This window comes from Eggerthella guodeyinii (assembly GCF_009834925.2).
GTDB classification, from domain to species: Bacteria; Actinomycetota; Coriobacteriia; order Coriobacteriales; family Eggerthellaceae; genus Eggerthella; species Eggerthella guodeyinii.
In genome coordinates, this window is record NZ_CP063310.1 from 3,228,225 (window position 1) to 3,244,869 (window position 16,645).

The 16,645-nt window shown below is 65.0% G+C and carries 17 protein-coding genes; 3 read left to right on the plus strand and 14 right to left on the minus strand.

The window, feature by feature from the left end:
- Nucleotides 1–70 precede the first annotated feature (70 nt).
- Both GS424_RS13750 and GS424_RS13755 read right to left on the minus strand, forming a co-directional pair.
- Nucleotides 71–811, minus strand: coding sequence for a 4Fe-4S dicluster domain-containing protein (locus GS424_RS13750; protein ID WP_342354561.1), 741 nt, complete (start codon nt 809–811; stop codon nt 71–73).
- Nucleotides 705–3,368 carry a molybdopterin-dependent oxidoreductase gene (locus GS424_RS13755; protein ID WP_160943623.1) on the minus strand — a complete coding sequence of 888 codons (2,664 nt, stop codon included), beginning with the start codon at nt 3,366–3,368 and terminating at the stop codon, nt 705–707. The genes GS424_RS13750 and GS424_RS13755 overlap by 107 nt, the downstream gene beginning before the upstream one ends.
- A gap of 201 nt (nt 3,369–3,569) precedes the next feature.
- On the opposite strand from GS424_RS13755, the gene GS424_RS13760 reads away from it, so the two are divergent.
- The 3 genes from GS424_RS13760 to GS424_RS13770 all read left to right on the plus strand — a co-directional run bounded on the left by GS424_RS13760 (nt 3,570) and on the right by GS424_RS13770 (nt 6,988).
- Nucleotides 3,570–4,388 carry a MerR family transcriptional regulator gene (locus GS424_RS13760; RefSeq protein ID WP_160943622.1) on the plus strand — a complete coding sequence of 273 codons (819 nt, stop codon included), beginning with the start codon at nt 3,570–3,572 and terminating at the stop codon, nt 4,386–4,388.
- Nucleotides 4,389–4,493: 105 nt separating this feature from the next.
- Nucleotides 4,494–5,762: an MFS transporter gene (locus GS424_RS13765; protein ID WP_160943621.1), complete on the plus strand. Its 1,269-nt coding sequence runs from the start codon at nt 4,494–4,496 to the stop codon at nt 5,760–5,762.
- A gap of 230 nt (nt 5,763–5,992) precedes the next feature.
- A complete protein-coding gene (locus tag GS424_RS13770) occupies nt 5,993–6,988 on the plus strand; it encodes an SDR family NAD(P)-dependent oxidoreductase (RefSeq protein ID WP_160943620.1) in 996 nt (331 codons plus the stop codon).
- Between the two features lie 42 nt (nt 6,989–7,030).
- On the opposite strand, the gene GS424_RS13775 is transcribed toward GS424_RS13770, so the two are convergent.
- The 12 genes from GS424_RS13775 to GS424_RS13830 all read right to left on the minus strand — a co-directional run bounded on the left by GS424_RS13775 (nt 7,031) and on the right by GS424_RS13830 (nt 16,644).
- Nucleotides 7,031–7,726, minus strand: coding sequence for a histidine phosphatase family protein (locus tag GS424_RS13775; RefSeq protein ID WP_160943619.1), 696 nt, complete (start codon nt 7,724–7,726; stop codon nt 7,031–7,033).
- A complete protein-coding gene (locus tag GS424_RS13780; RefSeq protein WP_160943618.1) occupies nt 7,726–8,193 on the minus strand; it encodes a YbaK/EbsC family protein in 468 nt (155 codons plus the stop codon). The genes GS424_RS13775 and GS424_RS13780 overlap by 1 nt, the downstream gene beginning before the upstream one ends.
- Before the next feature lie 80 nt (nt 8,194–8,273).
- Complete coding sequence (locus GS424_RS13785; RefSeq protein ID WP_160943617.1) at nt 8,274–9,050, minus strand: amino acid ABC transporter ATP-binding protein; 777 nt, start codon at nt 9,048–9,050, stop codon at nt 8,274–8,276.
- 10 nt (nt 9,051–9,060) lie between these two features.
- Nucleotides 9,061–9,714 carry an amino acid ABC transporter permease gene (locus GS424_RS13790; RefSeq protein ID WP_154333218.1) on the minus strand — a complete coding sequence of 218 codons (654 nt, stop codon included), beginning with the start codon at nt 9,712–9,714 and terminating at the stop codon, nt 9,061–9,063.
- Nucleotides 9,715–9,907: 193 nt separating this feature from the next.
- Entirely contained in the window at nt 9,908–10,750 is an 843-nt protein-coding gene (locus GS424_RS13795) for a transporter substrate-binding domain-containing protein (RefSeq protein ID WP_160943616.1), read from the minus strand.
- A gap of 302 nt (nt 10,751–11,052) precedes the next feature.
- Nucleotides 11,053–11,805, minus strand: a complete 753-nt coding sequence (locus GS424_RS13800) for a tyrosine-protein phosphatase (RefSeq protein WP_160943615.1) — start codon at nt 11,803–11,805, stop codon at nt 11,053–11,055.
- The gene (locus tag GS424_RS13805; RefSeq protein ID WP_160943614.1) at nt 11,802–12,071 is read right to left on the minus strand and encodes a hypothetical protein; all 270 of its coding nucleotides are present in this window, start codon (nt 12,069–12,071) and stop codon (nt 11,802–11,804) included. The genes GS424_RS13800 and GS424_RS13805 overlap by 4 nt, the downstream gene beginning before the upstream one ends.
- 173 nt (nt 12,072–12,244) lie before the next feature.
- Nucleotides 12,245–13,237, minus strand: a complete 993-nt coding sequence (nrfD, locus tag GS424_RS13810; protein ID WP_160943613.1) for an NrfD/PsrC family molybdoenzyme membrane anchor subunit — start codon at nt 13,235–13,237, stop codon at nt 12,245–12,247.
- A 5-nt stretch (nt 13,238–13,242) separates the two neighbouring features.
- Nucleotides 13,243–13,860 carry a 4Fe-4S dicluster domain-containing protein gene (locus GS424_RS13815; protein ID WP_244977560.1) on the minus strand — a complete coding sequence of 206 codons (618 nt, stop codon included), beginning with the start codon at nt 13,858–13,860 and terminating at the stop codon, nt 13,243–13,245.
- Between the two features lie 66 nt (nt 13,861–13,926).
- Nucleotides 13,927–14,205 carry a hypothetical protein gene (locus GS424_RS13820; protein WP_160943612.1) on the minus strand — a complete coding sequence of 93 codons (279 nt, stop codon included), beginning with the start codon at nt 14,203–14,205 and terminating at the stop codon, nt 13,927–13,929.
- A complete protein-coding gene (locus tag GS424_RS13825) occupies nt 14,202–15,023 on the minus strand; it encodes a molybdopterin-dependent oxidoreductase (protein ID WP_160943611.1) in 822 nt (273 codons plus the stop codon). Before GS424_RS13825 ends, GS424_RS13820 begins: the two co-directional genes overlap by 4 nt.
- Before the next feature lie 67 nt (nt 15,024–15,090).
- On the minus strand, nt 15,091–16,644 hold the full coding sequence (locus GS424_RS13830; protein WP_160943610.1) for a molybdopterin-dependent oxidoreductase: 1,554 nt from the start codon (nt 16,642–16,644) through the stop codon (nt 15,091–15,093).
- Nucleotide 16,645: the final 1 nt, after the last annotated feature.

A 16,645-nucleotide genomic window follows, 5' to 3' on the forward strand; every position in this document is an offset into this window, starting at 1 on the left:
TTCGCGAAGAAGGCCGAGCCGCGCTGCGCATCTCCTCCGCCCAGCGCGGCCGACCTCTCTTCCCACCGTCCTAGAGCACTTCTTCCTCGGGATTGATCACCTTGCCCGGCAGCGCCCCATCCGGATTGAGCCGGGATGGCGTGAGAACGAGGGAGGGATTCGTTCCCGTGTCGTCCGGCAAGGGAGGAACAGCATGAACCGATCCGTGCTGCGCTTCAAGTTCGGACAGCTCGCCGAAGCTCAACGCGCGCGTCACGCATGCGGCGACGCAAGCGGGCTCCTCGCCTTGGTCCACCAGCAGGCGGCAAAAATCGCATTTCACCGAATGAGCTCGGTCTTCGTCGACGAACGGTTGCCCGTAAGGACACGATTTCGCACACGTGCCGCAGGCTATGCAGAGGTCGGTGTCCACGTACACGATGCCATCCTCGCGCTTCGTCATGGCTCCCGACGGGCAATTCGCCACGCAGAGGGGGCTTGCGCAATGCATGCACGCCACGGAGATCGAATACACGAAGCTGCCTTCTTGCCGGCACGCCCCCTGCTCGTCGACTTTCCAGGAACCGCCGGCATAATCGTATACGCGACGCAGCTTGCGACCCAGCGCAAGATCGTTCTTGTCCTTGCATGCGATAACGCACGCCTTGCAGCCGACGCATGCGTCCGCGTTATGATAAAACCCCCATTGAGACATGTTCGACCTCCTATTCGGAAACGGGCGCGACGGATTCGCGCAGATAGTCCGGCTTGAGCTCGTCGCCCGTCCACGGTTCAAGCGAAACGAGCACGCTGTTGAACGGCTGGTACGCATCGCCGATGACGAGCGGGCGCGTGATGGTGTTCACGTTGCCGCCGACGTCCACCCCGGTCGCCTCGTCGGTACGGCGCCAGTTCCCCTGGCCGAGCACAACCACGCCCGGCATCAAGTTGGGAATGGGGTTCACGCGTCGCGCAATGGATGCCGCGCTCGAGGTGACCTTGACCCAATCCCCCTTCGACAGCCCGGTGCGCCCGGCATCGTATTCGCTGATCAGAATATCGTTTGCGAACACTTCGTTCAGCTGCTTCACATTCGAGAACACGCTGTGCGCCTGACGGATGTGGTGGATGGTGACAAGCTGATACGGATAGGCATCGTCCGATTTCGCCTGCTCGTACCCATCGAAAGCCGGCTTGTACTTGGGAAGCGCGTCGATGTCGCTGAACCCGATGAAATCGTAGTAGTCTTTGAGCGATTGACAGTATATTTCGTACTTGCCCGATGCGGTTGCAACCGGATTCGCTGCGGGATCGTCCCGAAACGCCTTTCCAAAGCAGTTCATCAACGCATCGCCATCGGAACGTTCGACTTGATAGGCGCCCTTCGCGAGGAAGTCCTGTATAGGCACGCGACCTTCCTGCGGCACGCCCTCCACCCCGTAGCGGTCGAGATCCTCTTGCGTAATGGCAACGAGCGGCTCGTAATCGCTGCCGTCTTCCGTCACCACGAACGCCGACGCCACTTTGTTGAACTCGCCTTGCTTCACGCTCTTGCGCGGCACGACGTCCTCGCCAACGCCGAATTTGTCTGCCAGCAAGAAGAAAATCTCGACATCGGCTTTGCTTTCATAATAGGGCTCGAGCACCTTGCTTCCCACCATCACGAATTCATGGGGGCACATCGGCGCAGCCGAAATATCGTACTCGAGCGTGGAGGTGACCGGAAGCACGATATCGGCAAGCCGCGCGTCGGTGGAGAACATGAAATCCTGGACGAGCACGAATTCGACCTTGCGGTACGCCTCTTCAACGAAGTTGCCGCCGCTGAATTGATTCGCCGGACTGTGCGCGTTGTCGCGGTACAAACACTTGATATCGCAACTGCGCTTCTCTTTGTTGCGGCCGGGCAGGGTGTACTCGCCCTTGACGACGGCTTCGTAGCACTCCGAATACGGCAGTCCGTACTCCTGCTCTGGATCGAGCTTGCCAGCGGCGATCGCACCCGCAGCGCGCGGTTCGGAACATACGGGATTCTGGGGAAACGCGTATCCGGCGCTTCCCAACTTGACCATGCCCTTGCCCGACGCACCGAAATGGCTCGTGCCCAAACCGGCGCCAGCCGCCACCTCGCCGCCGAGCACGCCGACGTTCCCCGTCATCCAGCCCACGGTGAAGAACAGCTGCGCGAATCGATTGCCGTAATACGTACGGGCTGGAGCTTGTCCCGCTTTGAGGGCCATCGGCTTGGTAGTGGCCATTTGCTCAGCTAAGCTGCGGATGGCCTCGGGCGAGGCGCCGCAGATCGCGCTGGCCCATTCCGGCGATCGCGGCGTGCCATCGTACGCTCCCAAAATGTAGTCTTTGAAGTTCTCGTCGGTTTTGGCATCAGCAGGCATATGGTCGGCGTCAAATCCCACGCAGCACCGATCGAGGAAATCTTGATCCTGCCAATCGTGCGTGATCATCTCGTAAGCAATGGCCTCGAGCAGCGCGCCATCGGTACCGGGACGGCACGGCACCCATTCGTCGGCAAGCGCCTGCGCCGAAGGGTGGAAGTACGGATCGACGATAATGACCTTCGCCCCCGCCTTGCGCTTTGCAACGATGAAGTTGTAGATGTCGGATCCGGCGATGCTCCACGCAGGGTTGAGGGCCCACAATACGATGAGCTGAGCATGACGCAAAGCCATGCGATCTTGAGCATCGCTCGCGCCAAGCGACCAATGTCCCCGGATCATCTGACTCGTTACCGAGAAACCGCCGACCGACGCTTGGCCCCAGGTGGTAAGGCAACCTCCTAGCATATTGAGCACGGAACTTCCCAGAAAACCAGCGCCGAGGCGCGTATCCATGAGGCCCATGGCCAAGAAAGCGCGATTGCCGTAGGTATCCCTGATGCGCGTCAGCTCTTGAGCGATCAGATCGATCGCCTCGTCCCAGCCGATGCGCTCCCATTCATCTTTCCCACGCAGCTCTCCCTGCGAGTTCTCGCCTCCGCCGGGGGACCAGTGCTTGCGCTTCATGGGATACTTGAGACGATCGGGGCCCGTCAGGAACGATCGCGTGCTCCTTCCGCGCGGACAGCATCGCTGCTGAGGATAGTCTTCGCTGTCTTCGTGGGTATTGTCGGTTCCATGGCGCACGATGACGCCATCCACAACGTACGCTCGATTGTAGCAACGGCTTGCGCAGGTGGTGGAAACGCAATTGAACGGAACCCATGCGCCCCCCTCGAGATCGATTTCCTGCTTCTCTTCCTTGGTCGTCTCGCGAACCTTGTTCTCGCATCCAGCCAATCCCAAGCTGGCCACAGCGGCCGCAGCCGCCGTGGCGGCAACGAACGTGCGACGATCGAACGAAGATGCCCGAACCGCGTCAAACAATGACATAGGATTCCCCTTTCCCCGTATGCGTCGACCGAATTCTCTCTTCCGGTCCACGCTTCCACTCGCTATCATCAGAGTACGCACATTCGCGGATCAGCTCAATAAACGCTGTTTTAAGTTCGCTTTAACTTTTTTTAATCTAGCAGCTTTGCGCTGATGGTTTGCATAAGCGGGCCCTCGTGCCTTACGAACCGGAAGGACACCATGAAGTCGAGCGAACTGGCGAAGCTGGCGGGGGTGTCGGTGCGCACGCTGCGCCACTACCACGCCATCGGGCTGCTGCCCGAGCCGCCGCGCGGCGAGAACGGCTACCGCGACTACCACGCGGAGGATCTCGTGCGCCTGCTGCGCGTCAAGCGGCTGTCGTCGCTGGGGTTCTCGCTGTCGCGCATCGGCGAGGTGCTCGACGAGATGGACGCGAACCTGGCCGAGGCCTCCGGGCCGCATGCCGACGAGGCCCTCGACGAGCTCGATCGCGAGCTGGAGCTGCAGATCGAGCGCCTGCAAGAGCAGCGCCGCACCATCGCGCTGCTGAAGCAGGAGCAGATCGACCTCGACCTGCCGGTGCGGTTCGCGCGGATCAAGAAGCTGTTCGAGGAGCTTTCCGCACGCTCTGCCATCACGAAAAGCGACCGAGAAGCCCTCCTGCTCGCCGGCAACCTGTTCTCCGAGGAGGACGCCGACGAGCTTGAGCGCGTCATCTCGGCGCTGTTCGACGGCGAGATGATCGACCAGCTCCAAGCCGTTCAGGCGCGCTTCGACGAGCTGCCCGCAGACGCCTCGCGCGACGAGATCGACCGCGCGATCGATGCCGCGATGGAGCTGCTCGGCCCCTTCATCGATTGCTTCGACCCGGCCAACTGGGACAAGGACTACGACAGCGTTTCCGAGGACCTCCTGCGCGAGATAACGAAGAAGGACCTGAACGAGGCCCAGCGCGTCGCGACGGATCGTCTCGCGGAGGCGCTCGAGGCGCGCATCCTCGAACGGCTTCCCTCCACATCTTCGCCACAGGACGCTTGACCCCGACGTAACGTCGTAGTTTTTACTCCTTTCTAGCACGAATTGTCATCCCGAGCGAAGCGCCGCAGGCGCGCAGTCGAAGGATCTCGCCAGAAAGGACCCCTCATGTTCGGCCGCATATCCATCAGATTCCTCGTATCGAACGCGCTTTCCCTGCTGGGCAACTCCATCGCCAGCGTCGCCCTGCCCCTCATCCTGCTGGCCACCACCGGCGACGCGCTGGCAGCGGGCACGCTGGCGCTCATCTGCGCCGTCCCCCAGATGATCATCGGCATCGTGGGCGGTGCGGCGCTCGACCGCTTCAACCGCCGCACCATCTCCATCATCTCCGACGTCGTGTCGGCCGCCAGCATCGCGCTCATCCCCGTGGTGGATATGGTCTGGGGGCTGAACTTCTGGTGGTTCGTCGCGTTGGGCCTGCTGAGCGCCGTGGGCGACATCCCCGGCATGACGGCGCGCGACGCGCTGCTGCCCGAGGTCGTCGAGCGCGACGGCGTAGACCTGCAGCGGTTCATGGGGCTGTCGCAGTCGCTCGACTCGCTGACCACCATCATCGGGCCGGCGCTGGCGGCGCTTTTCATCGGGCTGGTCGGCGGCGTGCCGTCGCTGTGGTTTACAGCCGCCCTGTCGTTCCTGGCGGCGCTGGCCACGACCACCATCCCGCGTTCGGTGGGAGCCGTGCGCACGGCGGGCGCCGCGGTCGGCGACACCCCGGCCACCCAGCAGGGCATCGTGTCCTCGACGGTGGGCGCACTGCGCACCGGCGTGCGCGTGCTGTTCCGCACCGACGGCGTGCTGACGGTTTCCACCCTGCTCACGTTCGGCATCGTGATGGTCATGGGATCGTTCCAGGGCCTCGTGCTGCCCGTGTACTTCACGGACAGCGGGCAGCCGGAGCTGCTGGGCTACGTGCTGTCGGCCATGTCGTTGGGCCTGCTGGCCAGCTCGCTCGCGTACGCGGCGCTCGCCCCGCGCCTGTCGCGCCGGACGTGGTACGTGCTGTCGATGTTCGGCATGCTGATCGGCGTGGCCATCCTGGGCGCGCTGCCCGCCTACCCGTTCATGCTGCTGGGCGCGCTCGTGCTGGGCGTGAGCGCCGGCCCCGCGTCGGCGCTCATGGGCTTCTTCATGCTCGACCGCATCCCCGAGCAGTCGCGCGGCAGCGCGCTGGGCACGCAGAACTCGCTGCTGCTCGTGGCGGCGCCCGTGGCCGTGTTCGCCACCTCGGTGGGCGTCAGCGTGCTGGGAACCTCCGTCGCAGCCGTCGCGCTCGTGGGCTGCTGGATCGCCATCACGGCCTTCGCCCTGGTCGCACGCGGCATGCGCCACCTCGACGAGGAACCTGCGCCCGCGGGGGCTCCGGCGGATTCATAAGAGGCTCTCCCCCGGGCAGGAGGCGGGACCCGCGAATCGCCCGGCGCGCTCCGCGCCGTGGCAGGCGCCCCGTTCCGCGAAGCGATTTCGTCGCGATTTCAGGGGGATTGCGTGCGGGTCGCACCTTTCCAACGGCCGCGCGACCGCCCGCACGGCGTTCGCGCGGCGCTCCTATGATGACGGGGAACACGACACGGGCGCTGCGCGTCCGGCACGAAAGGAGCGCCATCATGGCAGAAACCGCACTGGTCACCGGCGCGACGAGCGGCATCGGAGAATCCCTCTGCCTGCTGTTCGCCAGCGACGGCTACGATTTGGTCACCGTCGCCCGCGACGAGGAAGCACTGGAAAAGCAGGCGAAGGACCTGCGCGTACTCGGCATCGACGTGCTTCCCGTCGCGTGCGACCTCTCAGACCCCGACGCCGCGCGCACCATCTTCAAGCGCGTCCAAGAGGCGGGCAAGGACATCGAGTTCCTCGTCAACGATGCGGGCTACAGCCCCGCCGGGCAGTTCTCGGAGCTGTCCATCGCCGACATCCGCTCGATGATCCAGGTGAGCGCTACGAGCCTCGCCGAGTTGACGAGCGTGTTCCTGCACCCCATGCTCGAACGCGGCCACGGCCGCATCCTCAACATGAGCTCGATGGTGGCGAAAACCCCCTGCCCCTACAACGCGCTGTACGGCGCGGCGAAGGCGTTCGTGCTGTCGTTCTCCACGGCGCTGTCGCGCGAGCTCAAGCACACGGGCGTGTCGGTGACCACCGCGTGCCCCGGCGCGACGCGCACGAACTTCTCGAAGAACGCCGGCATCGAAGGCGCGCCCGCGTGGAAGTACTTCTCGATGGACGCCGACGAGACGGCCGTCCGCGTGTACCGCGCGCTCATGCGCGGCGAGCGCTGCGCCGTGACCGGCTGGTACAACAAGGTGGGCGCCATCTCGGTGCGCTTCATGCCGATGGGCGCGCAGCTGCTGGCCGGCGAATGGCTGATGGGCGTGCGCAAGCACCCGCTCGACCACGAGGGAACCGAGGAAGGAGCGCCCCAGGGCCGCCGACATCACGACCACGGGCACCGGCACGACCATGAGCACGGTCGCGACCACGAGCGCGGCCACGGCCACAATCGCGACCATCACCATTGCCATGGCGATCGCCAGCGCGAGCGCGACGGCCGGGACGGCGGAACCGGCGGCCCCTCATGCCGCATCAGCTGGGATCGCTGGTAGTTCCACGAAGCGGCCGGGGCGCGATCCCGGCCGCTTCCGCGTTTACGGACGCTGCCAGGCGGTGGAGCCGATCTCGCCCAGCCGGAAGTCGGAGCCGTCGTAGGAGATGCGCGTGACGCTCGCGTTCGGGATTTTCACCGGGTCGTTCACGCGCTCCGGGTCGATGAGGTACACGAGCGTGCGCACGACGAACGAGTGCGTCACCACCAGCACGTTGCCGCCGCCGCGCGCGAGCCCCGCATCGCCGGCCTCCCGGAAGAACCCGCGCAGGCGGCGCTCGATGACGTCGAAGCGCTCGGCGCGGCCGGAGCAGTCCGCATCGGCCAGCACGTCGGCCACCTCGGGCAACCGTCGGTTGTGCTCTTCGAACGACAGCGGCGCGCCGAACCCCGCATCGAGCGTGGCATGCAGCAGCTCGCCCGGCTCGCCCTCGAGGTCGCCGTAGCACCACTCGCGCAGACGCTGGTCGGCGTGCGGGCCGAAGGGCACCGCCGCGCCCGCCCGCGCGCGCAGCAGCTCGTCGAGCGTGTGCACGGCACGGCCGCTGTCGCTCGCGTACGCCGCGGCGAAATCCACCTCCGCCAGCCCGCGACCGAGCGATTGCGCGGCGCGCACGCCCTCGTCCGTGAGCGGCGTGTCGCACCAGCCCTGCACCTTGCCCATGACGTTGAACAGCGTCTGCCCGTGGCGCACGACGTAAAACGTCACCTCGCCGGGACGGCGCTCCCCCGCTTCCATCAGACGACCTTGCACACGTCGACCCACGTGCACGGCGCGGCGCAGCGCTCCAGCTCGTCGGGCGTCAGCCGCACGGCGCTTGCGGCGCTGCCGGCGGCGGGGTACACGACGTCGAAGCGGCGCAGCGATTCGTCGAGGAACACGTCAACGCCCTCGTTGAGCGCGAACGGGCACACGCCGCCCACGCCGTGGCCGATGAGCGGCTCGGCCTCGTCGGCGGCGAGCATCTTCGCCTTGCACCCGAACTGCGCCTTGTACTTGGGGTTGTCGATGCGCGCGTCGCCCGCGGCCACCACGAGCGCGACGCGGTCGCCCACGTGGAACGACAGCGTCTTCGCGATGCGCGCCGGCTCGCACCCCACCGCCTGCGCGGCCAGCTCGACGGTGGCGCTCGACGTCTCGAACTCGAGCACACGCTCCTCCATGCCCCGCTCGCGCAAATACGCTCTCACGTTGTCGATAGCCATCGTCTCGCCCCGCTTTCTGAATAGGTTACGGAATCAGTATAGCGCCGTATCCCGCGATGCGGCGAGGGGCGAGAGAACCCCTACTCCCCCTCGAACTTCGCCAGGAACGCTTGGGTGCGCTGGTGCTGGGGGCTGTTGATCAGCTGCTCGGCCGGCCCCTCTTCCACGATAACGCCGCCGTCCATGAACACGATGTGGTCGGCCACGTCGCGCGCGAAGTTCATCTCGTGCGTCACGATGACCATCGTCATGTTCTCGGCCGCCAGGTCGCGGATGACCTTGAGCACATCCTTCGTCAGCTCGGGGTCGAGCGCGCTCGTGGGCTCGTCGAAGAACAGCACGTCGGGGTCGAGCGCAAGCGCGCGGGCGATGGCCACGCGCTGCTGCTGGCCGCCCGACAGCTCGCAGGGCACCATGTCCTCCTTGCCCTCGAGGCCCATCTTCGCCAGCAGGCCGCGCGCCGCCGCCAGCACCTCGTCCTTCGGGCGTTTCTGCACGTGCAGGGGCGCGTCGGTGATGTTCTTCAGCACCGAGTAGTGCGGGAACAGGTTGAAGTTCTGGAACACCAGCCCGAAGCGCGTTTTCGCCTCCTTGAGCACGGCCTTCGACGCATACGTCGCCGCACCGCTCCCGCCGTCTTCCGCCACCACGAGGTCGCCGTACGCGAGGCGCCCCGCGTCGAGCGTCTCCAGCAGCGTCATGCAGCGCAGCAACGTCGACTTGCCGCCGCCCGACGGCCCGATGACGGCCACCACCTCGCCCGGCTGCACCTTGAGCGAGATGTCCTTGAGCACCGGCGTATCGCCGAAGCTCTTCCGCGCATGTTCGAGCAGCACGACAGGTTGTTCGTTGGTCATGATGTCGCTCCTAATCATGGTAGTAGTTCAGCCGCTTCTCGACGCGGGTCAGGATGATTTCCACGATGAAGTTGAACACCCAGTAGATCACGCCCGCGATCACGTAGGGAAGCATGCTCACCTGCGAGGCGGCGATGGCCTTCGCCTGGCTGAACATCTCCATGATGCCCAGCACGAACGCGAGCGACGTGTCCTTGACCAGCGTGATGATCTCGTTGCTCATGGCGGGCAGGATGCGCTTGACCACCTGGGGAAGCACGATCTTCATGAACGTCTGGAAGCGCGAGTAGCCCAGCACCTCGGCCGCCTCGTACTGCCCGCGCGGGATGGACTGGATGCCGCCGCGGTAGATCTCGCCGAAGTAGGCCGCGTAGTTGATGATGAAGCCGATGGAGCACGCCCAGTACTTCCAGTCGTTGCCCATCTGCAGGCCGAACAGGTAGTACGGGCCGAACATGAGCGCCATGAGCTGCAGCATGAGGGGCGTGCCGCGCATCACCGAGATGTAGAAGCGCGTGACGAGCGCGACCGGCTTGAACCGGCTCATGCGGCCGAACGCCACCAGCACGCCCAACGGCAGCGAGCCGACGAGGGTGGTGAGGAATATCTGCAAGGTGAACGCCAAGCCCGAGAGCAACAGCTCCATCATGGTCGCGAATTCCATGTCCGGCCTTTCTCAAACATAACAGGTCCAATAACGTCAGCGAGGGCCGTTCCCGTGCCGAAGATTCGAGGGATCGCGGAGGCGAAGCGTACTGCGGTACGCGAGCTTCCGGGATCGCGCGAAGATTCGGTGCGCGAACGGCCCGCAGCATCGAGCAGACCCGCCGGCCGACAGGCCGGCGGAACCCTAACCCTTACAGCACCCAGTTGTCGTAGGTGATTCCCTGGTCGGCGTACTTGTCGCACAGCTGCTTGACGGTGCCGTCCTCGTCAAGCGCCTTGAGCGCATCCGTCACCTGCTGGGCCAGCTCGGTGTCGCCCTTCTTGAAGCCAACCGCGTAGTTCTCGGGAGCCAGCACGCCCAGCTTCACGTACGCGTCGGGCTTGGCCGCCATCTGGTAGCTGGCGATGGACAGGTCGCACGCCACCGCATCCACCATGCCGGATTCGAGCTGCATGAACGCGTTGTTGTAGTCGCCGATGGTCTGCAGTTCCTTGAACGTTCCGGCGAGCTCGGCCTGGCCGCCCTCGTCCTTGTTATCGTTCTCCAGCACGTGGAGCGCCGCCGAATCGACCTGCGTCAGGACCGTTTTGCCACTCAGATCCTCGAGCTTCGTCATGCCGCTGTCCTTCTTGACGACCACCACCTGCTCGTTGTACATGTACGGATCGGAGAACGTGTATTTGTCCTCGCGGTTCTCCATGGTGAAGCCGTTCCAGATGCAGTTGATGGTGCCGCTGCCGATGAGCGCGTCCTTCGCGTCCCAGTCGATGGGCTCCAGCTTGAGCTCCCAACCGTTCTTCTCGCACACGGCCTTGGCAAGCTCCAGGTCGAAACCGGTGAACTGGCCGTCGTCGCCCACGTAGCCGTACGGCGGGTACCCCTGGTCGAAGCCCACTGCCAACGTGAACGAACCGTCCGACGTCGAGCTGTCGGCATTCTGCGCGTCGCCGCCGCCGGAGCACCCGGCCAGCATCACCGCGGACAGCGCCAGCGTGGCAACGGCGGCCACGAGCGCAACGAGTTTCTTCTTCATCGTATCTCCCATCATCCCGAACCCGGCCGATGCGCGCCCTTCCCTGGTGGCGCCTTCGCTTCGACCGCTTTTCTACTTTACTGTACTAAAGCGCGGGGACAGTATAGCACAGCCGTCGGAAAGCGGAACCCCCTGCGATCGGGAACCGGTGGCAGGCGGCGGAAGCGGCACGAGCGCGAACCAGCGGCTGCCCCGAGGTGCGAGCGCAATGGCGGCCCGGCCCGCCATTGCGTCGCGGCGTTCTCCGTATCGCCCCCGATCAGGAGATTTCCTCGAACCATTCCCAAAAAGACGGCCAGCGCTCAGCGAGCCAGCAGCGCGCAGAGGCTGGCCACCTGGGCGGGCGTCAAGCGCAGCGCGTCGCGGACGTACGCCGCGAATCCGCCGGCTTGTCCGTCGATCTCGTCGAAGAACGCGCGCAGGTACGCGGGCCGCGCCTCGAGAAACGACCTGAGCACCGCCCGCTCCTCGTCCGACATCCCGCGCTCAAGCTGGGACATCTCGCGCTCCGTCGCCTCGGCGTTCGCCTCGTTCGTAGCCAGGTACGCGGCCATGACGTCATCCTCGGAAGCCCCCGCGATGCGCTGCAGCACGGCGCACAGCACGCCCGTGCGGTCCTTGCCGTGCTCGCAGTGCACAAGCGCCGCGCGGCGCTCGGCGGCCATCGTGCGCAGGACGGTGCCCATGAGGGGGAACTCGCGCGCGTAACGTCGGTAGTTGCGGATCATGCGCTCTTCGGGGCGGCCGTACTCGCCGATGACGCCGGCCACGAGGCGGCGCGACGCGTCGGAGCGCCCGCGGTCGGTGGAGGGCTCGAACGCGAGCGTCTTCGCGCCCACGATGCGCGGCTCGGGGCTCGATGCGACCTCCCACCGGTTGCGCAGATCGTAGATCGAGCGAACGCCCAGCTCGCCCACCAGGTAGGCCGCCTCGTCCTCGGTGATGCGCGCAAGCGAGGCCGAGCGGAACAAGCACGCGCCCTCGAGCGGCCCGCCGTCGACGGCGCGCAGACGGAAGCCGCCGAACGCGCGCACGCTCGCGTCAACCTCCGTCACCGCTCCACCTCGAACGCATACTCCGCGACGATGTCCGACGCCGCGCCCGCGCCGTCCACTGCGCGCACCTTCAGCAGATAACGCCCGGGGCGCTCGGGACGATATACGAAGTGCCAGTTCACGCCCTTGTCGATGACCGCGCCCGACGTGGGGTAGGTCGTCCACGTGGCGCCGCCGTCCAGCGAGAACTGCATGGCGGACACGTTGTGCTCGAAATCGTCAACGTACCCGTCGAACTCGAGAGGCTCCCCCACTCGATGCGCCACCGCCAACCCCCTTCACCGGCCGATCCTCCTCGTCGCGCGCGCCCGAAACGCGCCCGCCCACCGTACCACAAGCACGCAGCGCGCGCAAAAATTGCCCCGAAACGCGAACCGGCAGCCGCCATGGCTGCCGGTTCGCGCGCGGAGGGCGGCGAGGGAGGGTGCCGCCCTTGCGCCTATCCGATCAGGCTCATCACCGTTTCGGCGATCACGTCGGCATGGATGCCGGCCGCAAGGATCAAGAAGCGCAGCTCGCACCCGCCGATCAACGCCCCTACGGCACCGACGGCCATGAGCGCCGTGCCCGCATGCTGCTTCGCGCCGGGCTTCTTGCCGTCGCGCCGGTGCAGCACGAGCCCCAAGAGGGCCATGGCCAGCGGCACCGCGAGCCCGCACACCACCACCATGCCCCAGAAACAGGGCGCGAGGCCGCCCGACACCAGAAGCGTCGCGGAGGCCGCGGCCGTCGCGCCCACCGCCGTCTGCGCGTCGGCACCCAGCATGCTGGCCAGGAACACCGCCATCACCACGCCCTCCACCAGCACGAGCACCACGACGATCCGCTCCATGAGCAGACGCGCCTTGGGAACGAGGGCGTCTTTCTTCGACAGCACGATCGCCACCAGCTCGACCAGCGCCACGCCCGTGTCGAACGCCGACACGGTGAACAGCGCTGGCAGTAACGGAGTGTCCCACAGGGGAACGCTCTCGGCCGTCATGAGCAGCATGCCCGTGTACACCGCCACGAACGCGCCCAACACGATGCCGATCACCGCGAGCACCCGCCGTAGGGTCGTGCCCTTCTTCTCGAACCAGGCCCACTTCTTCGCCAGCCACACGCCCACCGGCCTCGTCGCCAGCAGCGCCGACACCGCGAACACCGCCATCGCTGCGAACGCGCCCCACGCACCGTAGGTCATCCACGAGGTGAAGTGCCCGAAGCTCTGCCACATCAACAGGCCGCGCGCCGGCGTGATGAGCTCGGTGAGCAGCAACAGCAGACCGGCCGCCAAGCTGAAAAGCGCGGCCCACATCGACACGCACACGATCAGGCGGTGGCGCGTCCGGTCGATCAGGAACAGCACCGCCGCCATGACGAACGCGCCGGCGCCCATGCCGCCCAAGAACAGGTACAGGGCGGGTTGCCAGCTCCAAGTCAGTTGCAACATAGCGCTCACCCCCTCGTTCCCAGCAGCAGGCACGACGGATCGTTCGCCTGCGCGACGGGCACCGCCGCGCCGTTCGCCTGCGCCATCAGCTCGTCGAGCGGGCCGTAGCGCAACGCGTCGAACTTGCACGCGCGCACGCAGTGCGGCGTCTCGCCCGCCGGCACGCCTGCGCCCAGACAGCAATCGCACTTGTCCATGGCCACGGAGTTGTACCGCGGCACCTCGTACGGGCACGCTTGGAAGCAGTACTTGCACCCGATGCAACGTTCCTGGTCAACCGACACGATGCCCGCATCGCCCTTCGAGATGGCACCCGCCGGGCACACGCGCAAGCAGCTCGGCTCGCCGCAATGCATGCACGACGTGGACAGCGTGACGTTCTCCCCTTTCGCGTTCACGAACAGGGTTATCCGCCGCCTGTCGGGCGTGTCGTCCGACAGGCGGTTCTCCCGGCGGCACGCCTCGATGCACAACTCGCAGTTCACGCACTTCCCAAGGTCGACGAGAAAACCGTATTGCACGTCTCCGACCCCGGAGCCGTTCGCGCCCGCATCCGCATCTTCGGCGAAGGCCGAGCTCCCCGCGCCTACAGCCCCGCCGACCGCAAGCGCCGAGACTCCCAACGCTGCGGTTCCTTGCAGTAGGACCCGCCGTGTCATCAGCGTTTTCGCTTGCATGCCTCCCCCCTTTCAGTCAATCTCCAATTCGACATAAGCCGCCTCGGGGCTCGCTTCTCCCCGATCGTTCACGGCCCTCACTTTCATCCGATACCGGCCTGCCTGCGGCGGCGTGAAGTCGAACGCCCAGGTGACGTTCTGGTAGTCGGTGGTGTTCGCGGTCGGGTACTCGGTCCAGTGGGCGCCTTCATCGAGCGAGAACTGGATCGCGGATATCGCGCGATCGAAGTCGTACGCGGTCCCCTTGAGCCTGACCGGCTTGCCGACGCTTCCCCGCACGCAGGGGATCATGCGACGTCGCCGCCCAGAAGCACACCGACGTTCGGCAGGTTGGCGTACGCCTCACGCGCCTCGTCGCTGCTCGGGCTGGGCGGGGGCGTCTCGCGGTCCTCGAGCGTGATGGCCACCACGTCGCGCGCGAAGTAGTTCGCCGAGGTGGAGCCCAGCCACAACTGGTTCACGCCGCCCACGCTCTCGGCCAGCGGCGCACCGTTCACGTCGAACACGATCGGGCAGTAGCGCCGCTGCACGTACGACAGCGGCAGCGCCACCTCGTAGCCGTCGGCCGACGTGAACACGATGGTGTTCGCGTTCGCATCCGGCTGCGCCATACCGATCATCGTGAGCACCGAGATGCCCGTGACCTCGGCGTTCGCGCTCGCCTTGCCGTCGGCGGGATTCCCGGCGCATGCGCAGCCCATCAGCAACGACTGCACCTCATCGGTCTGGACGAGCTCGCCGTAGGTGGCGGTGTACGGGTTCGCCACCGCGCCGCCAACAGCGATCTGCCAATCCTCGGGAGCCACATCCGCCGCGGACGCCTCGCCCGTCGGGCGGGCTCCGCACAGATACTGCGACGCGCCGAGATTCTTCTGGATGTCCTCGTTGGACGACGTCTCGCTCTGCGTGAAGGCGAACTGCCCCTCCACCGCATCGAGCGTGACGATGTCGGTTTTCACGTACGTCGCGCTCGCATCGCGAGACACCGCCTCCGGCGCATCCTGCTGCGGCCCCGCATCGGTGGCCGCCACAGCTATGCCGCCGCTCACGCCCGCCAGCGCCAGCACCGAGCTGGTTCCCAGCACTAACGTTTTCTTCAACGTGCTCATTGCGCACCTCCTCTTACCACGCGCCCGACCCGCATCGCATGCCGGGCGTGGCACTTGTTTCCCCACGTTACTTTGCGTTGAACATAACCTTGATCGGATACGGCGACACCTTGCCCGTGTCGCTGACTGCGCGAATCGACATCACGTACGACCCCGCGTTTTCCGGCGTATACGCGAACGTCCACCACACGACCTTCGTCTCGTCGGAGTCGGACGTGTCGAACGTGGTCCAGGTTTCACCCTGATCGAGAGAGAACTCCACGGCAACAATCTGCTCGTCAAACGCCTGAGCGAAGCCCGTGAAATCGAACGGTTTTCCAACTTCGACAATCTGCCCATCATGGAAGTTCGTTATGCCGGCATTTGGCTTGTCGAAATAATTTCCCTCACGATCGGGAAGACCGTTGTAGAAATGCACTTCCTCCTCAGGAACGCTCGCGACAACAACCTCGCTCACGAATCGCGTATGATTGCCCAGGCACCGCAGATCGGTGTCCCACACCATGACAGGTGCGCCCTCTTCGTACGTCAGGTACTCGCCGTTCAATTTGTACACGAGGTAGATTTCGCCGTTTTCAGCGCCTTCGACAGGCAACGCCTGGGTATAGCCCGACGGTGCCGTCGGGTAGATGACGTTCGCGCCTTCCTTTACGCCAGCCTTGTCGAGCACATAGCTCATCGGAATGCCCGTGATCTCCATGTTCGCAATGAGCTCACCGCCTTCGGGATTGATGACGCACTGCGCCCCGGTAACAAAGGTCTCGCTGGGAGCCTCTTTGATCAGCTCTCCAAGGTTTACCGATACGGGATTGTCGACTTCGCCGCTCACCGTAATATCCCAATCGTTGATCAGGCTTTCCGAATCGAGCGATTCCCCATTCGATCCTTTGACCAGGCTTTCAACCTCTGCATCGTCAAGCGTCGCCAACATCCAGTCGATCTGAGGCAGATCGGTGAGGGTTTCTTGTTCGTACGAGAAACGGCCTTGGGCATTTTCCACATACGAGAAGCCCCTGAGCACATCGTACTTCGCCTCCTCCCAAAGCCGCATCGTGCCATTGTCGGTAGCGTCGTGGCACGACAGGCACGAGCCCTTAAACGAATCGCGGCTGTGCATGCCATGGATCAAGCTTCCGAACGAATCGTAGCTGTTGCTGTAGCCATCCTCCGAATGGCAGTGAACGCACTGCATCGGCGTCACGTCGGAACCAAGGTTGTTCGTGATCTTGATGTGCGGATAGTCCATCTTGTTGTTTACGAGATCGGCCAGCCCATCCTCATGGCACGAAACACATCCCCTGTTGTCGGCATTCAGATACTGCGTGTTATACGCTGCCGGTGCGCCGTTCAGATGGTTCAATCCAAATTGGTTCGACGCAGCATCGGGCGTGAGCTGGATACTCGTTCCGTCCTCAAGCGTGCGGATCTCGGGGGCATAGGCCTCCACGTCCGATTGGACCTTGTCTATGCGATCCTGCAGCGTCGCGTCATCGGGCAGGTCGCTTCCCGCCACAACGCGAGACTGGCCATCCCCCTCCCCTTCGACGTTCGGGACGCAGGCTGCGAGCGAGAACCCCATCGCACAGCACAGCGCCGTCGTCCATATAGCGCGCTTTCGCATT